17 protein-coding genes and 1 other RNA gene are annotated in these 22978 nt (G+C 59.9%); 12 read left to right on the top strand and 6 right to left on the bottom strand.

The window, feature by feature from the left end:
* Nucleotides 1-75: 75 nt before the first annotated feature.
* Nucleotides 76-633 carry a nucleotide exchange factor GrpE gene (grpE, locus tag WM94_RS13215; protein WP_003258073.1) on the bottom strand — a complete coding sequence of 186 codons (558 nt, stop codon included), beginning with the start codon at nt 631-633 and terminating at the stop codon, nt 76-78.
* Between the two features lie 191 nt (nt 634-824).
* Between grpE and recN the strand changes: the two genes are divergently transcribed.
* On the top strand, nt 825-2498 hold the full coding sequence (recN, locus tag WM94_RS13210) for a DNA repair protein RecN (RefSeq protein ID WP_061551376.1): 1674 nt from the start codon (nt 825-827) through the stop codon (nt 2496-2498).
* 191 nt (nt 2499-2689) lie between these two features.
* Here the strand turns inward: recN and fur are convergent, their stop codons facing one another.
* Complete coding sequence (fur, locus tag WM94_RS13205; protein WP_015271870.1) at nt 2690-3094, bottom strand: ferric iron uptake transcriptional regulator; 405 nt, start codon at nt 3092-3094, stop codon at nt 2690-2692.
* Nucleotides 3095-3191: 97 nt separating this feature from the next.
* Here fur and WM94_RS13200 point away from each other — a divergent pair, with 97 nt between their 5' ends.
* Complete coding sequence (locus tag WM94_RS13200) at nt 3192-3725, top strand: outer membrane protein assembly factor BamE (protein ID WP_025340711.1); 534 nt, start codon at nt 3192-3194, stop codon at nt 3723-3725.
* A gap of 61 nt (nt 3726-3786) precedes the next feature.
* Here WM94_RS13200 and WM94_RS13195 read toward each other — a convergent pair whose 3' ends face one another.
* Entirely contained in the window at nt 3787-4221 is a 435-nt protein-coding gene (locus tag WM94_RS13195; protein ID WP_003258078.1) for a type II toxin-antitoxin system RatA family toxin, read from the bottom strand.
* Nucleotides 4222-4383: 162 nt separating this feature from the next.
* On the opposite strand from WM94_RS13195, the gene smpB reads away from it, so the two are divergent.
* Nucleotides 4384-4866, top strand: a complete 483-nt coding sequence (gene smpB, locus WM94_RS13190) for an SsrA-binding protein SmpB (RefSeq protein ID WP_013974300.1) — start codon at nt 4384-4386, stop codon at nt 4864-4866.
* A 73-nt stretch (nt 4867-4939) separates the two neighbouring features.
* Here smpB and WM94_RS13185 read toward each other — a convergent pair whose 3' ends face one another.
* Nucleotides 4940-5707, bottom strand: coding sequence for an FCD domain-containing protein (locus WM94_RS13185; RefSeq protein WP_013974301.1), 768 nt, complete (start codon nt 5705-5707; stop codon nt 4940-4942).
* Between the two features lie 256 nt (nt 5708-5963).
* Here WM94_RS13185 and WM94_RS13180 point away from each other — a divergent pair, with 256 nt between their 5' ends.
* The 9 genes from WM94_RS13180 (at nt 5964) to WM94_RS13140 (ending at nt 20977) form a co-directional block, all read left to right on the top strand.
* Entirely contained in the window at nt 5964-7634 is a 1671-nt protein-coding gene (locus WM94_RS13180) for a lactate permease LctP family transporter (protein ID WP_015271872.1), read from the top strand.
* A gap of 63 nt (nt 7635-7697) precedes the next feature.
* Nucleotides 7698-8843: an FMN-dependent L-lactate dehydrogenase LldD gene (lldD, locus tag WM94_RS13175; RefSeq protein WP_013974303.1), complete on the top strand. Its 1146-nt coding sequence runs from the start codon at nt 7698-7700 to the stop codon at nt 8841-8843.
* Nucleotides 8844-8918: 75 nt separating this feature from the next.
* Nucleotides 8919-11729, top strand: a complete 2811-nt coding sequence (locus tag WM94_RS13170) for an FAD-binding and (Fe-S)-binding domain-containing protein (protein WP_061551375.1) — start codon at nt 8919-8921, stop codon at nt 11727-11729.
* A gap of 275 nt (nt 11730-12004) precedes the next feature.
* Nucleotides 12005-12301, top strand: a complete 297-nt coding sequence (locus WM94_RS13165; protein WP_013974305.1) for a hypothetical protein — start codon at nt 12005-12007, stop codon at nt 12299-12301.
* A 99-nt stretch (nt 12302-12400) separates the two neighbouring features.
* Nucleotides 12401-12795: a transfer-messenger RNA gene (gene ssrA, locus WM94_RS13160) on the top strand.
* 173 nt (nt 12796-12968) lie between these two features.
* A complete protein-coding gene (locus tag WM94_RS13155; RefSeq protein ID WP_061551374.1) occupies nt 12969-14174 on the top strand; it encodes an integrase arm-type DNA-binding domain-containing protein in 1206 nt (401 codons plus the stop codon).
* Nucleotides 14175-14314: 140 nt separating this feature from the next.
* Nucleotides 14315-19225, top strand: a complete 4911-nt coding sequence (locus tag WM94_RS13150) for a type ISP restriction/modification enzyme (RefSeq protein WP_061551373.1) — start codon at nt 14315-14317, stop codon at nt 19223-19225.
* A gap of 364 nt (nt 19226-19589) precedes the next feature.
* Nucleotides 19590-19922, top strand: coding sequence for a helix-turn-helix transcriptional regulator (locus WM94_RS31105; protein WP_371264023.1), 333 nt, complete (start codon nt 19590-19592; stop codon nt 19920-19922).
* The gene (locus WM94_RS13140) at nt 19922-20977 is read left to right on the top strand and encodes an AAA family ATPase (protein ID WP_061551371.1); all 1056 of its coding nucleotides are present in this window, start codon (nt 19922-19924) and stop codon (nt 20975-20977) included. The genes WM94_RS31105 and WM94_RS13140 overlap by 1 nt, the downstream gene beginning before the upstream one ends.
* Nucleotides 20978-21121: 144 nt before the next feature.
* Here WM94_RS13140 and WM94_RS13135 read toward each other — a convergent pair whose 3' ends face one another.
* Nucleotides 21122-21823, bottom strand: coding sequence for a hypothetical protein (locus WM94_RS13135; RefSeq protein ID WP_061551370.1), 702 nt, complete (start codon nt 21821-21823; stop codon nt 21122-21124).
* 260 nt (nt 21824-22083) lie between these two features.
* A complete protein-coding gene (locus WM94_RS13130) occupies nt 22084-22659 on the bottom strand; it encodes a recombinase family protein (protein ID WP_034061324.1) in 576 nt (191 codons plus the stop codon).
* Nucleotides 22660-22978: the final 319 nt, after the last annotated feature.

Here is a 22978-nt window from a genome sequence, read left to right as displayed (position 1 = left end):
GTAGCAGCGACTACTTTGGCCAACTGCGGTAATACTTGAAGGCTTGACACCTAGATGGGGATGCCCGGATGGATTTCAAGCCTTTTCATTGATCGAGGGTTGCGCCGCGCTTGGCGCCTTGCTGACCACCACCATGGCGGGGCGCAGCAGGCGACCGTTGAGCAGATAGCCCTTCTGGAACACGTTCAGCACGCTGTTCGGCTCCACTTCGGCGTTTTCCTGCATGGCCATGGCCTGGTGGTGCTCTGGGTTGAACGGCTGGCCGTGCGGGTCGACTGCTTCGAGGTTGTAGCGCTTGAGAGTGTCCTGGAACATCTTCAGGGTCAGCTCGACACCCTCGCGGATCTGCTTGACGTGCTCATCGTCGGCACTGGAGTGCGCCAGGGCCAGCTCCAGGCTGTCGATCACCGGCAGCAGGTCGCCCGAGAACTTCTCGAGGGCAAACTTGTGTGCTTTCTCGACATCCTGCTCGGCACGACGACGAGCGTTCTGCACGTCGGCAACGGCGCGCAGCGCCTGGTCCTTGGCGGCGGCCAGCTGCTCCTCGAGTTCCAGGACGCGGGCATCGGCAGCATTACCTGCACCGGTCTCTTCGACGTTAAGGTCTTTCTCGTTCAGCTGTTCGTCAGCCATGGGGTCTCTCCTGCGCAATTTTGTGGACTGCGAGCCAGGCTCGCCATTGATGTCGGCTATATGGGGCCGGAAAAACCAGCTTCAAGGGGCAAGGTCGTTTTCCCGGCTGCAACAGAATCTGCCAAGGGGCATTGGCAGGCCTGAAAAAAGTACTGTATAAATAACCAGACCTGACTTTCGGGAGCCGCCCCATGCTGGTGCACCTGTCCATTCACAACTACGCCATCGTCGAGCACCTCGACCTCGAGATCGCCCGAGGCATGTCCGTCATCACCGGTGAGACCGGTGCAGGCAAATCGATCATGCTCGATGCCCTCGGTCTGGCCCTGGGCGACCGGGCCGACAGTGGCGTGGTGCGCCCCGGCACGGACAAGGCAGACATCCTCGCCACCTTCGACCTGGTGGACATCCCCGAGGCGCATGCCTGGCTGGCCGAGCGTGACCTGGACAACGACGGCCTGTGCATCCTGCGCCGGGTGATCACCGCCGAAGGCCGCAGCCGCGGCTACATCAATGGCACCCCCTGCCCGCTCGGCGACCTCAAGGCACTGGGCGAGCTGCTGATCGATATCCACAGCCAGCACGAGCACCAGTCACTACTCAAGACCGACACCCATCGCCGCCTGCTCGACGAGTACGCCGGCGCCGTCGACCTGGCCCGTCAGGTACAGCTGGCGGCCAAGCGCTGGAACCAGACCCGCCTGGAGCTGGAGCGCCTGTCCAACTCCGGCGATGAGCAGCGCGCCCGCCATCAGCTGCTGAGCTACCAGCTGGAGGAACTGGACAACCTCGGCCTGGGTGAATACGAACTGGAGCAGTTGGAGCAGGAACACAAGAACCTGACCAGCGCCGAAGCCTTGTTCGGCATCTGCCGCCAAGTCATCGACCAGTGCAGCGAAAGCGATTCGGGCAACGTGCTCAGCGCCCTCACCTCCAGCCTCAACCGCCTGGGTGCCGCCCCCAACTCGCCAAAGGCACTGGGCGAAGCGGCCAACCTGATCGCCAGCGCGCAGATTCAGGTCGAGGAAGCCGTGGGCGAGCTCAACCGTTTCCTCGACAACTTCGACGCCGACCCCATGCGCCTGCAGGCATTGGAAGAACGCCTCGACACTATCTATACGCTGGCACGCAAACACCGAGTGCACCCAACCGAACTGCCCCACCTGCAGCAGCAACTGATGGAAGAGCTGGAGGGCCTGAACGCCAGTGACGAGTCGATCGAGCGATTGGGTGAAGAACTGGCCGCTTTCGCCCAGCATTATAAAGAGAAGGCGCTGGAGCTCAGCGCGCTGCGCCAGCAGGCCGCCCAGCAGTTGGCGGTGGCCGTCGAGCAGGAGATCCAGCGCCTGGGCATGCCTGGCGGGCGCTTCTGTATCGCACTTACACCCAATGAAGGAGCAGACCTTTCGCCCCATGGCCTGGAGCAGATCGAGCTACTGGTCAGCGCCAACCCTGGCCAACCGCTCAAGGGCCTGGCCAAGGTGGCCTCAGGCGGTGAACTGTCCCGCATCAGCCTGGCGATCCAGGTGATTACCGCGCAGACCTCGCGCATTCCCACCCTGGTGTTCGACGAAGTCGACGTCGGTATCGGCGGGCCTACTGCCGAAATCGTCGGCCAATTGCTGCGCCGCTTGGGCGAGCGAGGCCAGGTGCTGACCGTAACCCACCTGCCGCAAGTAGCAGCACAAGGTCATCACCACCTGTTCGTACACAAGGTGCGCAATAGCGACACTACCCACACCGCCGTGGCCAATCTGGGCAAGCGCGAGCGGGTCGAGGAAGTGGCGAGGATGCTGGGCGGCATAGACCTGACCAAGGAATCCCTGGCGCATGCGCGCAAGATGGTTGTAAGCGGCAAGGCCTGAACCCTTCTTTTTCAGGCCCATTCGCGGGCAAACCCGCTCCCACAGGATATTCACCGGGCCTGAGCCTGCGCAGTACCTGTGGGAGCGGGTTTACCCGCGAAGAGGCCGGCACAAACGACACCGCTCTCTACCTCAGAAAGCACAAAGGCGACCCGAAGGTCGCCTTTGCCATTCATAACGATAAGAAATCGTTACTTCTTTTTACGTACGTACAGGACCAGATTGTGATCCACCAGCTCGTAGCCATGCTCGGCCACGATTTCGCGCTGGCGTTTCTCGATCTCGGCATCCATGAACTCGATGACTTCACTGGTCTCCACGTTGACCATATGGTCGTGATGACCGCCATCGGCCAGTTCGAACACCGCATGACCGCCGTCGAAGTTGTGGCGAACCACCAGACCCGCCGCTTCGAACTGGGTCAGTACGCGGTAGACGGTGGCCAGGCCCACGTCCTCGCCAGCCTCCATCAGCGCCTTGTAGACATCCTCGGCGCTCATGTGACGCTGCTCGGTGGAGTCGAGCATCTGAAGGATCTTGACTCGAGGCAGGGTCACCTTGAGACCGGCTTTGCGCAATTCGCTATTTTCAACCATGGTCAGCTTTCTCGCCGATGCTGCTTCGCAGCTTCTCTTAATACGGGTATGATCGGGGTTTACGTTGTCCAGCCAAGATAGTGGAAGTCGCCCACCGATGCAAAACACCAAGCTCTTGCTAACCAGCCTCACCCTAGTGGGACTGCTCGCACTCGCCGGTTGCTCGTTTCCCGGGGTTTACAAAATCGACATCCAGCAGGGCAATGTCGTTACGCAAGACATGATAGACCAATTGCGCCCCGGAATGACCCGCCGGCAAGTAAGGTTTATCATGGGTAACCCGCTAATCCAGGACACCTTCAACACCAACCGTTGGGATTACCTGTACAGCCTGCAGCCAGGCGGCGGCAAACGCCAGCAGGAACGCATGAGCGTGTTCTTCAACGAAAGCGACCAGTTGGTGAGCCTGTCCGGCGACTTCATGCCAGGCGTCAGCCGCGACCAGGAAATCCTCGGTGGCAGCAGCGACACCACGGTCAGCCCGGCCAACCAGCCAGAGCAGCCAACCGTGCAGCCTGAAGAAAAACCGGCCAAGCCAGGTTCGGTGGAAGAATCCATCCAGCGCGAAATCGACACCATCGAGACCACCCCGGTCCCGACTCCAGCGCCGCTGGAAACCTCGCCTCAATAAGCGGCGAGCAGATACAAAAAAGCCCGGACTTGGTCCGGGCTTTTTGTTGCCGCTGTTTCAGTCAGGCATTCAGTTGCTTGGCACGCTGGCAAAAGGCATCCACCAGCGTATTTGCCGCCTGGTTGAACAGCGGCCCCAAAGTCGCGCGCACCAGCGGGCCAGCATAGTCGAACGAAAGGTCCAGGCTGATCTTGCAGGCCTTTTCACCCAGCGGCTTGAACACCCAAAGGCCATGTAACTGGGTGAACGGCCCTTCCTCCAGGTTCATCTCGATAGACTGCCCCGGCACCAGTACATTGCGCGTGACGAAGTGCTGGCTCATGCCGCCCTTGGCCACTTCGAGCTTGGCACGCATGTGCGTGTCGCTGGCTTCGATCACCGTCGAGGCCGAGCACCAAGGCAGAAACTGCGGGTAGCTGGCCACATCGTTGACCAGATCGTAGAGCGCCTGGGCGGGATACGGCAGCAGGGCGGAGCGTTGAATATGGGTAGTCATCCAGGCATCACTTCCAAGGCTGGGTGGCGGCGCTTCGCAGCGTGCCGAAAACAGGTTCTGTCGCAAAGACAGGGGCTGTATTGTCCGGTATTCATTGCAGTGGCTCAAGCACACCGAAATCCCATAGCCGACGACGCGGCGACTGCCTATAATGCCGCCCCTATGGCTAAACAAAAGAAACATCCGACCGGGACCATCGCGCAGAACAAGAAGGCGCGACACGATTACTTCATCGAACACAAGTTCGAGGCCGGGCTGGTCCTGTCCGGCTGGGAAGTAAAAAGCCTGCGAGCCGGCAAGGCGCACCTGACTGACAGCTACGTGCTGCTGAAGGACGGTGAGGCCTGGCTGTTCGGCAGCCACATCACCCCGCTGACCACGGCCAGCACCCACGTCATAGCCGACCCCATCCGCACTCGCAAGCTGCTGCTGAACAAGCGCGAGCTCGAGCGCCTGGAAGCGGCCGTGGCGCAAAAAGGCTACACCTGCGTGGCCCTGGCGCTGTACTGGAGCAAGCACCTGATCAAGTGCGAAATCGCACTGGGCAAGGGCAAGAAGGAATTCGACAAGCGCGACACCATGCGCGAGCGCGATTCCAACCGCGAGCTGCAGCGGGCTGTGCGGAACAAGGGCAAGGAAGAGTAATACCTCTTCTTCAGCCTGCTCCGGCCTCTTCGCGGGTAAACCCGCGAAGAGGCCAGCACTGCCAGTACAAATCTCAACGCCCGCTACGCCGCTCCGCCCGCGCCACTCGCTGCGCTTCTTCATGCGCCTCTTCCAGCACCTCCTGCACATACAGAATGTGCCGGCTGGACACTTCCCGCGCATCCTCCGCCCTGCCCTCGACTATCGCCAGGTACAGCTCCCGGTGCTGGCTGATCAGCATGTCCCGGGTCTCGGTCCGTTGCTGGTACATGCCGCCGATGTTGGTCACCACGTTGCGCTTGAGCAGGTCGAACAAGCCCCGAATGGTGTGCAGCAACACGGCATTATGGCTGGCCTCGGCAATCGCCAGGTGGAAGCGCGCATCGGCCGCGCCTTCCTCCGCCCGGGTCACTTCGTCGGCCCTGGCATAGCAGTCCTGCAGCGCATCGAAGGCCGCCTTGAGGCGCGCCCGGTCGGGCTGGGTGGCGCGCTGGGCCGCGTAGTAGGCGCAGGACGCCTCCAGGGTATGGCGGAATTCGAGCAGGTCACGCTGCGCCTCGGCACTGTGCTCAAGCAGTTGCAGCAATGGGTCGCTGAAAGTGGACCCCAGAGACTCGGCGACAAAATTGCCCCCACCCTGGCGGCTGACCAGCAGCCCCTTGGCCACCAGCTTCTGGATCGCCTCACGCAGTGATGGGCGGGACACGCCGAACTGCTCGGCAAGGACGCGTTCGGCCGGCAGCCGCTGACCCGAGGTCAGCGTACCTTCCAGAATCATCCCTTCCAACCGATCGACGATGTCGTCGGACAGGCGCCGTTGGCGGACCTGATCAAAAACCATCACATGCTCTCCACAAACCCCCGGCAGATTTCAGGGGGCGCCTATTCTCGCCGATCCGGGCCTTGCAAACACCCACCAGCCGACGATTTTCCCCGCCCATCAGATGCCCACTCATCGGCACACGACCAAAGTTTTGCACGGGACAAATTGACACACCCACGAAGACGCTTTTAACCTAGCGCCCAGCCATTGTAAATTGGTCTTACCAATTATCCAATGCCAGTGCCTGACCAACAACAATTAGGGGCCACCCCATATGCAAACCTGGCAACAAATCTATAGTCCGCTTGGTAGTCTTGGCCTGTCCGCACTGGCGGCGGTCATCCCCATCGTCTTCTTCTTCCTTGCCCTCGCGGTGTTCCGCCTCAAAGGCCACGTGGCCGGCAGCATCACCCTCGCATTGTCGATCCTGGTGGCGATCTTCGCCTTCCAGATGCCTGTCGACATGGCATTCGCCGCTGCAGGTTATGGCTTCCTCTACGGCCTCTGGCCGATTGCCTGGATCATCGTTGCCGCGGTGTTCCTGTACAAACTCACGGTCAAGAGCGGCCAGTTCGAAGTGATCCGCAGTTCGGTGCTGTCGATTACCGACGACCAGCGCCTGCAAGTGCTGCTGATCGGTTTCTGCTTCGGTGCGTTCCTGGAAGGTGCGGCGGGCTTTGGTGCACCGGTGGCGATCACTGCCGCGCTGCTGGTGGGCCTGGGCTTCAACCCGCTGTACGCCGCCGGCCTGTGCCTGATCGCCAACACCGCGCCAGTGGCCTTTGGCGCCTTGGGCATCCCGATCATCGTGGCCGGCCAGGTCACCGGTATCGACGCCTTCCACATTGGCGCCATGACCGGTCGCCAGCTGCCGCTGCTGTCGCTGTTCGTACCGTTCTGGCTGGTATTCATGATGGACGGCCTGCGTGGCGTGAAGGAAACCTGGCCTGCCGCCCTGGTCGCCGGCCTGAGCTTCGCCGTCACCCAGTACTTCACCTCGAACTTCATCGGCCCGGAGCTTCCGGACATCACCTCGGCCCTGGCCAGCCTGATCGCCCTGACCCTGTTCCTGAAAGTCTGGCAGCCAAAGCGTTCGTTCGCCGAAGCCAAGGGCAGCGTCGGTGCCGCCGTGGTCCAGCCAAGCGGCAGCCAACCAAGCCCCTACAGCTTTGGCGAGATCTTCAAGGCCTGGTCGCCGTTCCTGATCCTCACCGTGCTGGTCACCATCTGGACCCTGAAACCGTTCAAGGCGGCCTTCGCCCCGGGCGGCGCGATGTACAATTTCGTGTTCAACTTCGCCATCCCGCACCTCGACCAACTGGTGATCAAGACCGCACCGATCGTCGCCGCGCCAACCGCCATGCCAGCGGTGTTCAAGCTCGACCCGATCTCTGCCACCGGCACCGCGATCTTCCTCTCGGCGCTGATCTCCATGGCCGTGCTGAAGATCAACTTCAAAACTGGTCTTACCACTTTCAAGGAAACCTTCTGGGAGCTGCGCTGGCCAATCCTGTCGATCGGCATGGTGCTGGCCTTCGCCTTCGTCACCAACTACTCGGGCATGTCCTCGACCATGGCCCTGGTGCTGGCCGGTACCGGTGCCGCGTTCCCGTTCTTCTCGCCGTTCCTCGGCTGGCTGGGTGTGTTCCTGACCGGTTCCGACACCTCGTCCAACGCCCTGTTCAGCTCGCTGCAGGCCACCACCGCGCACCAGATCGGGGTCAACGACACTTTGCTGGTAGCGGCCAACACCAGCGGCGGCGTGACCGGCAAGATGATCTCGCCGCAGTCGATCGCCGTGGCTTGCGCCGCCACCGGCCTGGTTGGCAAGGAATCCGACCTGTTCCGCTTCACCGTCAAGCACAGCCTGTTCTTCGCCACCATCGTCGGCCTGATCACTCTGATCCAGGCCTACTGGCTGACCGGCATGCTGGTTCATCACTAAAGTGAAAGGGGCCGGGCGCCGTCGCGCGCCCGGCAATCCCCACACGCAACGCTGCGAGAATCCATGATCATTTCTGCCTCTACCGACTATCGCGCCGCGGCCCAACGCAAGCTGCCTCCCTTCCTGTTCCACTATGCCGACGGCGGCGCCTACGCCGAGCACACCCTGCGCCACAACGTCTCGGACCTGGCCAGCATTGCCCTGCGTCAGCGCGTGCTGAAGAACATGTCCGAGCTCAGCCTGCAGACCAAGCTGTTCGACGAAACCCTGAGCATGCCGGTGGCCCTGGCCCCGGTCGGCCTCACCGGCATGTACGCCCGCCGTGGTGAAGTGCAGGCGGCACGTGCGGCGGCGGCCCACGGCATTCCGTTCACCATGTCCACGGTGTCGGTGTGCCCGATCGAAGAAGTGGCCCCGGCCATCGACCGGCCGATGTGGTTCCAGCTGTACGTGCTGAAGGACCGCGGCTTCATGCGCAACGCCCTGGAGCGGGCCAAGGCCGCCGGGGTCAAGACCCTGGTGTTCACTGTCGACATGCCGACACCCGGCGCCCGCTACCGCGACGCCCACTCTGGCATGAGCGGCAAGAACGGCCCGCTGCGCCGCGTGCTGCAAGCCATGACCCACCCCGAGTGGGCATGGGATGTCGGTGTGATGGGGCGCCCACACGACCTGGGCAACATTTCCACCTACCGTGGCAACCCCACCGGCCTTGCCGACTACATCGGCTGGCTGGCCAACAACTTCGACCCGTCGATCTCCTGGAAAGACCTGGAGTGGATCCGCGAGTTCTGGGACGGCCCGATGATCATCAAAGGCATTCTCGATGCCGATGACGCCCGCGATGCGGTCAGGTTCGGTGCTGACGGCATCGTCGTGTCCAACCACGGCGGCCGCCAGCTCGACGGCGTGCTGTCCAGCGCCCGCGCCCTGCCGGCAATTGCCGATGCGGTCAAAGGTGACCTGAAGATCCTCGCCGATTCCGGCATCCGCAGCGGCCTCGACGTGGTGCGCATGATCGCCCTCGGCGCCGATACCGTACTGATCGGCCGCGCCTTCCTCTACGCCCTTGCCGTGCACGGCCAGGCCGGGGTGAAGAACCTGCTGGAGCTGTTCGAGAAGGAAATGCGCGTAGCGATGGTGCTGACCGGCGCCAAGTCGATCAGCGAGATCACCCGCGACTCGCTGGTACGCGAACTGGGCGCCTGACCGCCCGCAAGAACGACCGCCTGATTGACCCGGGGCGTGTGGCGCACAGACGCCACGGCCCCGCGAGGAGACTGCATGAGCCTGCCCGCCGCGTTCCTGCGTGATGCCGAGCGCCTGATCCCCGCCGAACGCCGCTTCGACGACCCCACCTCCACTTTGGCTTTCGGCACCGATGCCAGCTTCTACCGGCTGATCCCCAAGCTGGTGGTGCGCGTCGAGTCAGAAGACGAAGTGGTCGGCCTGATCAAACTGGCCCAGCGCGAGCGGGTGCCGGTCACCTTCCGCGCCGCCGGCACCAGCCTGTCCGGCCAGGCCATCAGTGACTCGGTGCTGATCGTGCTGGGCGATAACTGGAACGGCCGCGAAATCCGCGGCCAAGGCGAGCAGATCCGCTTGCAGCCCGGCGTCATCGGTGCCCAGGCCAATGCCTGGCTGGCTCCCTTCGGGCGCAAGATCGGCCCCGACCCGGCGTCGATCAACGCCTGCAAGATCGGCGGCATCGTCGCCAACAACGCCAGCGGCATGTGCTGCGGCACCGCGCAGAATACCTACCACACCCTGGCCGGCCTGCGCCTGGTGCTGGCCGACGGCACGCGCCTGGACAGCGAAGACCCGGCCAGCGTCGCCGCGTTCGAGGCCAGCCACGCCGGCCTGCTGGAAGCACTGGCCCGCCTGGGCCGCGAGACCCGCGCCAACACTGCACTCGCCGAGCGCATCCGGCACAAATACCGGCTGAAGAACACCACTGGCCTATCGCTGAACGCACTGGTGGACTACGACCAACCGCTGGATATCCTGCAGCACCTGTTGGTCGGCTCCGAAGGTACCCTGGGCTTCATCAGTGCCGTCACCTACGACACCGTGCCCGACCACCCGCACAAAGCCAGCGCACTGCTGGTTTTCCCCAGCGTGGAAAGCTGCTGCCGCGCGGTGACCGTGCTCAAGCGCCAGCCGGTCTCGGCCGTTGAACTGCTCGACCGCCGCAGCCTTCGCTCGGTGCAGAACATGCCCGGCATGCCACTGTGGGTAAAAGGCCTGTCGGACAACGCCTGCGCCCTGCTGATCGAGTCCCGTGCCGCCAGCCAGAGCCTGCTGCATGAACAGCTGCAACAGGTGATGGCCTCGATCGCCGACTTCCCACTGGAACAGCAGGTGGACTTCAGCGAAGACCCCGCCGTGTACAACCAGCTGTGGAAAATCCGCAAGGACACCTTCCCCGCCGTCGGCGCCGTACGCCAGACCGGCACCACCGTCATCATCGAAGACGTCACCTTCCCCATCGAGCAACTGGCCGAAGGCGTCAACCGCCTGATCCAGCTGTTCGACAAGCATCGCTACGATGAAGCGATCATTTTCGGCCACGCCCTGGAAGGCAACCTGCACTTCGTCTTCACCCAGGGTTTCAACAGCGCCGAGGAAGTCGCACGCTACCAGGCCTTCATGGACGATGTGGCGCAACTGGTGGCGGTGGAGTTCGGCGGCTCGCTCAAGGCCGAGCACGGCACCGGGCGCAACATGGCACCGTTCGTGGAGCTGGAATGGGGCCATGACGCCTACCAACTGATGTGGAAGCTGAAGCGCCTGCTCGACCCCAACGGCATCCTCAACCCCGATGTGGTGCTGAGCGAAGACCCCGACATCCACCTGAAGAACCTCAAGCCGCTGCCCGCTGCAGACGAGATCGTCGACAAGTGCATCGAGTGCGGCTTCTGCGAACCGGTTTGCCCGTCCAAAGGCCTGACCCTCAGCCCGCGCCAGCGCATCGTCATGTGGCGTGACATCCAGGCCAAACAGCGCGCCGGCATCGACACCCGGGAATTGCGCCAGACCTACCAGTACCAGGGCATCGACACCTGCGCCGCCACCGGCCTGTGCGCACAGCGCTGCCCGGTTGGCATCAACACCGGCGAACTGGTGAAGAAACTGCGCAGCCAGGCCGCCGAACACGAAAAAACCGCCGACTGGCTGGCCGAACACTTCCACACCGCCCTGGGCGGCGCGCGCCTGACCCTGACCGCCGCCAATACCGCACGCAAGCTGCTCGGCGCCCCACGCCTGGGCCGCCTGAGCGCCTCGCTGCACAAAGCCAGCAAAGGCCGCCTGCCAAAGTGGACCCCGGCGATGCCACAACCACTGCGACCACTGGACTTCGGTCCGGCCAGCAACGACGCCCGCCCTCGCGTGGTGTACCTGGCTGCCTGCGTCTCGCGGGTGATGGGCCCGGCCTATGCCGACCGTGAGCAGAGTTCGCTGCTTGACAAGACCCGCGCCCTGCTGGAAAAGGCCGGCTACCAGGTGGTGTTCCCTGACAACGCCGACAGCCTGTGCTGCGGCCAACCGTTCGCCTCGAAGGGCTACCCCGAGCAGGCCGAACACAAACGCCAGGAACTGCTTGCCGCCCTGCTGCACGCCAGCCGCGGCGGCCTCGACCCTATCTACTGCGATACAAGCCCCTGCACTCTGCGCCTGGTGCAGGACCTGGACGACACCCGGCTGGACCTGTACGACCCAGTGCGCTTCATCCGCACCCACCTGCTCGAGCGCCTGGAGTTCACCCCCCAGGACGAACCAGTGGCCGTGCATGTGACCTGCAGCACCCAGCACCTGGGCGAAAGCCAGGCGCTGATCGACCTGGCGCGGCGGTGCAGCAAACAGGTGGTGATCCCGGAGGGCATACATTGCTGCGGCTTTGCCGGTGACAAAGGCTTCACCACCCCCGAGCTCAACGCCCACTCGCTGCGCAGCCTGAAGGATGCGGTGCAATATTGCAGCGAAGGCATCTCCACCAGCCGCACCTGCGAGATCGGCCTGTCCAGCCATAGTGGCATCGATTACCACGGGCTGGTCTACCTTGTAGACCGCGTCACCCGGCCACGCAGCATATGACCGTTTAACGCAAAACCTGATAGCTGCCGCAATCCCTGTGGGAGCGGGCATGCCCGCGAACACCGGCGCAGCCGGTGCCATACACCGCGCAGCCTGCTTCGCGGGCACGCCCGCTCCCACAAGTACCGCGCCGGCTTTGGGCCCACGCTGTACCTGTAGGAGCGGCTTCAGCCGCGAACACCGGCAAAGCCGGTACCATCCCGATTGAACCCCCGCCAATCCCCCGCAGTCCACCCTTACAGGCCCACCTTCCAGAGGCCCAGAAGGAGACTCCCATGAAAGGTACCGCGCTTTCGGCCCTGTTCGCGGCCGCCACCCTGCTGGCTTCGCCGGTATTCGCCGCCGAAGACCTCTGCACCGCCAACCTGCAAAAGATCGATGACAGCATGGCCACCGCCGGCGCTACCTCCGAAGGCCTGGACAAGGCCATCACCGAGCACGTCGACAAAGCCAAGGCTGCCCAGGCATCGGGGGACACCAAGGAATGCATCGCCATCACCAGCAAAGTCCTGGAGCGGTTGGAAAAAACGGAGAAAGGCAGCGGCACCAGCGGCGGCGGTAGCGGCGCGTGAGCCCAAAAGCGGGCGACCGGACCGGCTGTCGACGTCGCCCGCGCAATGGCGTATACTCAGCCTCACGTACCGTAAGGTGCGTTAGCTTAGAGCTAGTGTGGGGCCGATCAGGATTCGACGCCGGTAGCGAAACTCTAGGTGCATGCCGAGTTGGTAACAGAACTCGTAAATCCACTGTTGCAACTTTCTATAGTTGCCAATGACGAAAACTTCGAGGCGGAGTACGCTCTCGCTGCGTAAGCAGCCGAGCCCGACCTTCTGGTAGCTTCGGCTCCAGCAATCATCAGGGGATGCCTGTAAACCCGAAATGATTGTCATACAGAACAGGATCGTCGTGTAGCACGTTGGGGGCAAAGCGACTAAAACTTACCCAACTCGTCCAAAGCACCCTGCCCGTCGGGCGGCTGCGGATTAACTCAGTAGACACGGCTAAGCATGTAGTACCGACAGCGGAGTACTGGCGGACGGGGGTTCAAATCCCCCCGGCTCCACCAATTTTTCTTCCCAGGAAGACCCAGAAAAGCCGTAAAGCCTAGAGAAATCAAAGCTTTACGGCTTTTTTATTGCCCGCGTTTTCCCACCTTATCCCAGGGCATCCCACGATTGACGGGGGCACATATGGGGGCATAAAACGCTCATCTGCTCGTTCGGAGAGGATGTGCCCCCAATGCCCTTGAAAGACACCAACTGCCGCAACGCCAAGCCCCAGGACAAGCCGTACCGCCTGTATGACGAACAGGGCTTGTACCTGGAAGTGCAGCCCAACGGAGGTCGTTACTGGCGCTTGAAGTACCGCTTTCTGGGAAAGGAAAAGCGCTTAGCGCTTGGTGTTTATCCTGAGGTCGGCCTGCAGGAGGCCCGGCGCAAGCGTGATGATGCTCGCGTTCAGCTTGCCGGCGGCCAAGACCCTTCGCTGCAAAGACGCATGGCCAAGGTGGTCAGCCAGCTCGATCACCAACACACCTTTGAGTCGGTCGCAAAGCAATGGCTCACTATTCGCGAGTCAACCTGGGATCCGGAATATACCCGCACGGTGCGGCAGCGCCTTGAGCTCAATGCCTACCCCTGGCTGGGAAAACTCCCGATCAGCAGCATCAGCACGCCCATGCTGGTCGAAAACCTGCAGCGCATCATCAAGCGCGGCGCTCGCGAGACGGCGCGTCGTGTTGCCCAGATCTACAAACAGATTTTCGAGTTCGCCGAAGCTGCCGGTATCACCCCGCCCAACCAGATTGGCAATCTCTCACGTACGCTCCCAGCCAAGCGGGTGAAACACTTTGCTGCCGTGACCGATCCTGAAAAACTCGGGGCACTGCTCAAAGCACTGGATAGCTACACGGGGACATTGCCTGTTTGTTGTGCACTCAAGCTGGCCCCATTGCTGTTCTGCCGGCCCGGTGACCTGCGCCACATGGAGTGGTCGGAGGTCAATCTGGATGCGGGCGAGTGGTTGATTCCCGGCCACAAGATGAAAGGGCTCACTGCCACCAAACAGGATCGTCCGGATCATTTGGTTCCCCTGAGCCAGCAAGCAATCGCTGTTCTGCGCGAGCTGAAACCACTCACCGGCAGACATCGATACGCCTTCCCCTCGGCACGAGGAGGCGACCGGCCGATGTCCAACAATGCCGTACTCAGCGCATTACGCCGCATGGACATCAGCGGCGACGAAATGACTGGGCACGGCTTTCGTGCGACAGCGAGAACCATAGGTGCGGAGGTGCTGGGATTTCGCCCAGATCTCTTGGAGCATCAGCTTGCTCACACAGTAAAAAATCCGCTGGGACGCGCGTACGATCGAACCAGCTTCTTGCCAGAGCGGCGTGAAATGATGCAGATCTGGGCCGACTTTTTGGACTCGATAAAACGCTGAATGCAAGCGCCCCCATCAGTCAGCGAGCCCTCAAGCTAATACGAGCACTATCTTATCGCTCCAGTACTGGCTGAATTGCTAAACTGCGCCGATTTGGCGCCTGTAATGCGCCAGACGCAATCCAAAAGGAATTCCTACCGATGTCAGCCTTATCAGCTTTGCTGAATACCTACCGCAGCGCTTCTGTCACCGAACGCGAAAAAGGTACTTACTTCGAAGAGCTGATTTGCACTTACCTCCGCAACGAAGCCACCTACCGCGACCTTTACGACAAAGTATGGACGTATGCGGAGTGGGCGAAGGAACAAAGCCTCAGTGGCAAGGATGCGGGCGTTGATTTAGTGGCTCGCACCCAGGGCACCGGCGAGTACCACGCTATCCAGTGCAAGCTGTACGCCGAGGACTACAAAGTCCAGAAGAAGGACATAGACAGTTTCTTCACCGCCTCGGGCAAGGCGCCGTTCTCGCACCGCGTCATCGTCGCCACCACCAACAACTGGAGCGAGCACGCCGAGGACGCGTTGCAGGGTCAGCAGCCTCCGGTCAGTAAAATCGACCTGCAAGCCCTGGAAGACAGCCAGATAGACTGGGCCAAGTACCAGCCCAATCAGGCAGTCGCTCTCAAGGCCAAAAAGCAGCTGCGCGAGCACCAGCAAACCGCGTTGAATGCCGTGGCCGCTGGCCTCAAGGACGCCGAACGCGGCAAGCTAATCATGGCCTGCGGCACCGGCAAGACCTTCACCAGCTTGAAAATTGCCGAGCAGCAGGCCGGCAAGGGTAAGCGTGTACTGTTCCTGGTGCCTAGCCTGTCGCTGCTATCGCAGACCCTAACCGAATGGACGCAGGAAAGCGCCACCCCGCTCCACAGCTTTGCCGTCTGCTCCGACAGTGACGTAGGCAAGAAGCGAAAAGCAGAGGATGACGCGGTTCAGGTGTTCACCCATGAACTGCGATACCCGGCCACTACCAAGGCAGATCGCCTCGCGGCAGAAATGCTCAAGCGTCACGATGCCGAACACATGAGCGTGGTGTTCTCCACCTATCACTCCATCGATGTGATCAGCCGTGCCCAGGCTGATCATGGCCTGGCCGCTTTCGATCTGGTGATCTGCGACGAAGCGCACCGCACCACGGGTGCCACCTTTGGCGACGATGACGAAAGCAACTTTGTGCGCGTTCATGATGCCGACTACATCCGCGCCACCAAACGTCTGTACATGACCGCCACGCCGCGCATCTACGGTGACAACGCCAAGCTCAAGGCCGAGTCCGGCGAAGTCACCCTGTGCTCAATGGATGACGAAGCGCTCTACGGCAAAGAGCTGTTCGTCATCAACTTCTCCGAGGCCGTCCAGCGCGGCCTGCTCACCGATTACAAGGTGCTAGTACTCACCGTCGAGGAAAGCACAATCAGCCGCCGCCTTCAGGAGATGCTGAAGGACGAGAACAACCAGCTCAAGGTAGACGACGCCGCCAAGATAGTCGGTTGCTGGAAGGCGCTGGCCAAGCAGGGATTGGCCGAAAACTTGGTGGGTGATGATCAGCCCATGAGGCGCGCTGTAGCTTTCTGCCAGGTCATCTCGCCCAATTACAAGGGCACCAAGCACAAGGTCAGCTCGATCAACATCGCCAGCATGTTCCAGTCGGTGGTGGAAGCTTATCAAGACTCCGAAAATATCGATGAGGACTCACGCATCATCTGCGAAGCCGCACACGTCGATGGCGGCATGAATGCTAGTGCCAAAGAAGCCAAGCTCAACTGGCTCAAAGAAGAACCGCCAGCCAATACCTGCCGCATCCTCAGCAACGTACGCTGCCTGTCTGAAGGTGTGGACGTACCAGCGCTGGACGCCGTTCTCTTCCTCACCCCGCGTAATTCCCAGGTGGACGTGGTGCAATCCGTTGGCCGGGTAATGCGCAACGCACCGGGTAAGAAGCGTGGCTATGTGGTGCTGCCCGTGGTCATTCCGGCCGGCATGGAGCCCCACGAAGCGCTCAATGACAACCAGACCTACAAAGTTGTCTGGCAGGTGCTTCAGGCCCTGCGCTCGCACGACGACAGCTTCGACGCCATGGTCAACAAGCTCGACCTGATCGGCTCTGACCCGCGCAAGATGGAAGTCATCGCCATCACCGACAAGGCCGACAAGGCCGACAAAAAGACCAAGAAAAACAGCGGAACGAGCAACGGCCAGGCTGGCAAAGGCCAATACGGCATTGGTGAGAAACGCGCTAAGTACGATGTCGAGGGTCAGATGACCCAGCAGACCGAGCTGGCCTATGAGGTGGGGGAAATCGAGAAGGCCATCTACGCCAAGATCGTTGACAAGTGCGGCAACCGCCACCACTGGGAAGACTGGGCCAACGACATCGCCAAGATCGCCCGCACCCATATCGACCGCATTCAGGGCATCCTGGAGAACCCTGCCAACATCCAGGAAAAGACCGCATTCAATGCCTTCGCCACCGAGCTGCGCGACGACCTCAACGACAGCATCAGCGATGGCGAGATTGTCGAAATGCTCGCCCAGCACCTGGTAACCAAGCCAGTGTTCGACGCGCTGTTCGATGAGTACAGCTTCGCCAGCCACAACCCCATGTCCAAGGCCATGCAAGGCGTACTGGACGCGCTTCATGAACATCACCTGGCCAAGGAAGCCGATACCCTAGATAAGTTCTACGCCAGCGTGCGGCAACGCGCTGCCGGCATCAACAATGCCCAAGGCAAGCAGAAGATCATCGTCGAGCTGTACGACAAGTTTTTCCGCAATGCCTTCCCCAAGATGACTGAGCGCCTAGGGATCGTTTACACCCCGGTTGAGGTCGTGGACTTTATTCTGCACAGCGTCAATCACCTGCTGCAGCAGGAGTTCAGCCAGACCTTGGGCAGCAAGGGCGTCCACATCATTGACCCGTTCACCGGCACCGGTACCTTTATCACCCGCCTGATCCAGTCAGGCCTGATCAAGCCGGACGAGCTGCCGCACAAATACAGACACGAGATTCACGCCAACGAGCTGGTACTGCTGGCCTACTACATCGCGGCCATCAATATCGAAGCGGCATACCACGGCGAAGTGATTGACGAATACACCCCGTTTGAAGGTATCTGCCTGACCGACACCTTCCAGATGTACGAAAAGGACGATTTGGTAAGCGCGCTGCTGGAGGACAACAGCGCCCGGCGTCAGCGCCAGAAGGATTTGGATATACGGGTGATTGTGGGTAATCCGCCGTATTCGGTTGGTCAAGGAGATGCCAATGCCAACAATGCCAATGTGCCCTATCCATCATTGGACGCACGCATTCGTGATACATACGGAGCGCGTTCTGAAGCAACCAACAAGAACTCGCTGTATGACAGCTACATTCGCGCCATCCGATGGGCCAGCGATCGTATCGGTGATGCCGGGATCATCGGCTTTGTTACCAACGCCGGCTTTGTCGATGCCAGCACTACTGACGGACTGCGGAAGTGCCTAACTGATGAGTTTTCCAGCCTGTATGTGTTCCATCTGCGCGGGAACGCCCGCACATCAGGTGAAACACGCCGGAAGGAAAAGGACAACGTGTTTGGCATGGGTAGTCGAGCGCCTATTGCCATCTCCCTATTGGTCAAGAATCCTAACGCAGAGGCTTATGGCCAGATTAATTTCAACGACATAGGCGACTACCTCAGCCGTGAGGAAAAGCTGAAGAAGATCGCCGGCTTTAGCAGCGTGGCCGGCATCGAGCAGTGGCAGCCGATCACCCCGGATGAGCACGGGGACTGGGTTAAGCAGCGTGACGACAGCTTTAACCAGTTCATTGTGTTGGGCGAAAAGGACGACAAAAGCGCACTTACACTGTTCGACAACTACTCCAATGGCGTGAAAACTCAGCGTGATGCTTGGGCCTTCAATTCCTGCAAAGCCAAATTAGCGACCAATATGGAAGGCATGATTGGTTTCTACAACGCTGAAGTAAAGCGCTTCAATGCGGCGCATCCGGGGCTGGATACCAAGGGCCGTCAGGCTCAGGTGGATGGATTTATTGACACCGATCCGACACGCATCAGTTGGACTCGCGCACTGAAGCAGGATCTTGGCAAAGATCGCAGCTATGCCTTCGAGGTCGACTGCTTGGTGACTGCACTTTATCGCCCTTTCACCAAGCAATGGTTGTACTTCAACCGTCGATTCAACGAGATGGTTTACCAGATGCCGCGCATTTTTCCCGATGCCGTGGCTGAGAATTTGGTGATCGGCGTTTCTGCCACAGGTGAAAAGGTTGCATTTAGCGCCTTGATTTCTCGCCATGTACCAAGCCTTCACTTCGTGGATATTGAGGGTTCGCAGTGCTTCCCCCTGTACCTCTACGACGAAACCGCACAGGCCTCGAAAAAAGATCTCTTTTCCGAGCCCACTGAAGCCGGGCTGCGCCGGCGCGATGCCATCACCGATGCCGGCCTTGCACACTTCAATACCACCTACCCCGGCGAGCAGATCAGCAAAGAAGACCTGTTCTACTACGTCTACGGCATCCTGCACTCCCCAGACTACCGCGAGCGCTTTGCCGACAACCTGAGCAAAGAGCTGCCGCGCATCCCGGCTGTGAAGAAGGCCGCCGACTTCTGGGCTTTCAGCAAAGCAGGCCGCGCCCTGGCTGACCTCCACCTGAACTACGAAACTGTCGAGCCGTACCCGTTGACCATCGAGGCCAAGGGCACGCTGGCCGATGCCGACTACCGAGTGGAGAAGATGAAGTTCGCCAAGAAGGGCGACAAAACCACAGTCATCTATAACCCCCGTATCACCCTCAAGGGCATCCCCGAGGTGGCTTGGGATTACGTGGTCAACGGCAAAGCTGCGCTGGATTGGGTAATGGAACGCCAAGCCGTGCGCACCGACAAAGCCAGCGGCATCGTCAACGACGCCAACGACTGGGCAACCGAAACCATGGGCAACCCCAAATACCCTCTGGAGCTGTTCCAGCGCGTGGTCACCGTGAGCTTGGAAACCCAGAAAATCGTCAAGGGATTGCCCAAACTCGATATCGGTACAGATGACTAGTTGAGTCCGATAAAACGCTGAGCACTCAGTCAACTATTGCCTTGGTTGGGCCACCCTTTCCCAACCAAGGCAGAGCACCTGCTGATTGCCAGCCCGGCACTCTCATGTTAAATAGTGTTCGTCCCAAGCGATCCATATCGATCCGCAACGGTCCGCCACGTCGCCCTGGTAACGATGTTAAAAACTTTCGCCTCGTTCGCATCCGCTGAACGGGCCGCATCAACTGCCATTGGTTGATTTGCGTATCTGGCGAGGACATTCTCAGTCCGTTCTGCCACTAGAAGCCTTAGGGCCCTAGAACTTCTGTAGCCCACAACGACCTCCGACGCTACCGAACATCAATCTCGGAAACGCGCATATACCTATGCGTGTGGCAAATGCCCCTGCTCGCTATGTAGCCAGCCGATATCCGTCTTTTACCCTTTTTAGCAGTAGTGCCGGAGGACGCTGCCCCACGCTTCAGAACCTAGGACTCAAACCTATGTCAATGCACGTTAGCAACCCTGACGATGTCAGCGACGATGACAAAATTCTTCGTTTGCGCGATGTCGAGGCAATCGTCGGCCTAAAACGTTCAACGATCTATCGGAAAATTTCGGAAGGCCTTTTCCCGCGACAGCGCCTTTTGTGCGGCTCCAGCGTCGGTTGGCGTAATAGCGAAGTCCAGGCTTGGATTCGGCAAAGGGAGGCGCTGTAATGCAGCGCCGAACACCTCAACAACCGGGCTGGATGATAGAACTCACAGCAGCGGTCGATATCCCAGCGGAAAAAACCCAGTGGATTTGGCCAGGCTGGCTGCTAAAGGCAAAGTTATCCATTCTTGCCGGTGCAGGTGGATGCGGCAAAACCACGCTGGCAATCTCGCTGGCCGCCACGCTCAGCAGAGGTGGTGACTGGCCAGACGGCAGCAAATGTGAGGCAGCAGGCAACATCGTAATCTGGAGCGGCGAGGATGGTATCGCTGACACGATCATTCCCCGCCTTACGGCTGCAGATGCAGACCTAACCCGCGTGCACATAATCGAAGGGCTAAGTGATCAGCGCGGGAACAGGCGACAGTTTGATCCTGCAGCCAACTTTGCCCTTTTGAATGAGGCAGCCGCACGTATTGACGGCGTTTCATTGCTGATTTTCGATCCACTGATCAATCTTATTCGTGGGGATATGCACCGAGCAAACGAGGTTCGGCAAGGGCTACAAATGGTAGTGGATTTTGCAGAGCGGCATTGTTGCGCTGTCCTCGGCATATCTCACCTGAGCAAGGGTACGGCCCAGTCCTCCGCCGCTAATCGTGTAATCGGCAGCCAGGCATTCTCCGCGCTCGCTCGCACTGTACTGGTGGCAGAGAAGGATCAAAATTCAGAAGCCAGGGTGCTTGTCCGAGCCAAGTCCAACGTTTCGATTGATAACGGAGGAATCGAGTATTTCGTTGAGCCCATCGTTATAGACGAGCAGTTGGAGACAACCTGCATCCGATGGGGAGAGGCCATCGATGGTAGCGCTGAAGCCATTCTCGCTGCGATCGAGCAAGCGGGTGACGCCAGACCCGCATCAGCTACTCAAGAAGCGCGTAGCTTTCTTGAGGAGACGTTGCAAGCTGGGCCTGTTGCAATCAATGCGTTGATGGCTTTAGCTGAAGAACGTTGCATTTCTTCGGCGTCACTTCGCAGAGCCCAGAAACAGCTAGGTATACGTTCACACAAAACAGGTATGCAGGGCGGATGGGCATGGGAGCTTCCCACCGCTCCCTGAAGGCGCTCAACGCACGTCGAAGGTGCTCAATACTCGTGTTGAGCATCTTCGTTTTTATTGAACGCCTTCGACTCGCGAGAGAGTCTGTATGACTGATTCCGCAGATAAAACCCCAGCACGCCAGGCGCACAGGTCGACCACGAACTACTTCCCAATGAAATAGAGATTGCCGTTCTTGTTGTAAATAGCGGCAGGTCGGAAGTCCTTAGGCCAATTCCGTCCAGGGTAGTATGCATAGATCCATTCGGGCAGGTGACGAGCAATACCCGCCAGCGCATCCATGCCGTCCTTATCAGCTCTGCTAGCGTCAGCAAATAGTTCGCCTGAGGGATCGGTCAGGAAAATCGGGCCGTAGGCTTTCTCGGCCGAAATGAATGCTGGCGCAGCGCTCGCCGGAGCGTCGAACGGTGCAGGGTTCCCAGCAGCCAAATCTGCAAGCCTGTCGTATTTCTTGCCTGATCCGTCAGCGTACTTAGCCGGCTCATGACGCAACTTTGAGATTTTCCCACCGAAGTATTTTTCTCTCGCATCCAGCCAGGCCAACCTGACCAACGCAGATGCCTCCTTTGGGTTAGACGCGAGTTCCTCAGGCACCCACGCAGCAACCTGGTAATGATAGACAGGGCCAGCGCTGCCACCACCCAGCAAGAACAACCCGACGCCAAGAGAGGCTGCTCCTGCGCTGCTAAAACCAGTTGGAGGTGACACGTATCCCAAACCTGCCGTCGCCAGACCTCCAGAGCCTCCCGAAGTCCCCAGCGCGCTCAAGTTATTTACCTCGTTCCCGACCATTTCCCTTGGAATATCGCGCTGACCATCGATGCGCATGGCTTCCAGAACCAGCATGGCATCGGACCATTTCTCGCGAGGAACATTTTTAGGTTCTGGCAACGTGACCCTCGGGGTACTGGAGCACCCAACTAGCGCAACCAACAGCAAGGTACCAACGCATCCCTTCACAGAAAAATACACCGACATGAAAACTCCCTATTTTTATTCAGTGGTAGTCCGGCACACGTAGTGCGCCGGAGACATCCGTCACTTGCCTGCCAGGTCATAGCGCCCAAAATTATCTGGGCAACTTCAGCGGAAAATACCACCACCACTTAAACGACCGCAGATGATTTCTGTGAACCGACGTAGCGGTAAAGCGTTGTTCGAGAAACGCCATACCGTCGGGCAACATCGGTCACCTGTATCTCAGGATCTCTGAGAAGAGCTCGTATCTCACGTACCTGACGATCATCCAGCGCAGGCTTGCGTCCACCGTTTCTCCCACGGGCACGAGCCGCAGCCAGCCCTGCACGAGTTCGCTCTCGAATGAGGTTGCGCTCGAACTCCGCCAGGGCAGCGAACACGTGAAAGATCAGCTTACCGGCAGCGCTGGTGGTTTCGATTCGTTCGGTCATGGATTCGAAGGCCACCCCTTCCCGCTCCAAGCTACTGACAATCCCAACCAAGTCAGGCAGAGAACGACCGAGGCGGTCCAGTCGCCAGACAACCAGAGTGTCACCACTACGCAGAGCTTTTAGGCAATGCCCAAGCTCCGGCCTGTCCGCCGACTTGCCGCTCATGGTCTCCTCGTAGACTGTTGAGCACCCAGCCAGAGCAAGTGCATCTCGCTGCAGGTCGAGGTTCTGATCATCAGTCGACACTCGGGCATACCCAATCCGCTTTCCCATACGTTTTTCTCACACTGATTTCGGTACAGGAAAAGTGACAGGAAAGCGGTAAATCCCAAGTTCAAAAGATCATTTGGAATAGGTGTGCCATAAACGACCGTTTACGGGATGGATGCGCTCGTCAATTTCAGGCGCTAAATGCAACCGAAAACGAAGCCCAGGATATTTTTTCTCGCTCAACATTTCCTTTAGGGATGCTCCGATCAACTTGTCGTGCAGCCGCGGCAAGTTGCAATTTTCCAGGCACCTACAGCGTCATTGGACGAAAAGTGACCGAAAAATCATGTACGGAGAGCTTTTTCGACCGGTTCTCCGTGTT

This window comes from Pseudomonas sp. ABFPK, from assembly GCF_001586765.1.
Lineage (GTDB): Bacteria > Pseudomonadota > Gammaproteobacteria > Pseudomonadales > Pseudomonadaceae > Aquipseudomonas > Aquipseudomonas asiatica.
This window is presented reverse-complemented; position numbering and strand designations above follow the sequence as displayed.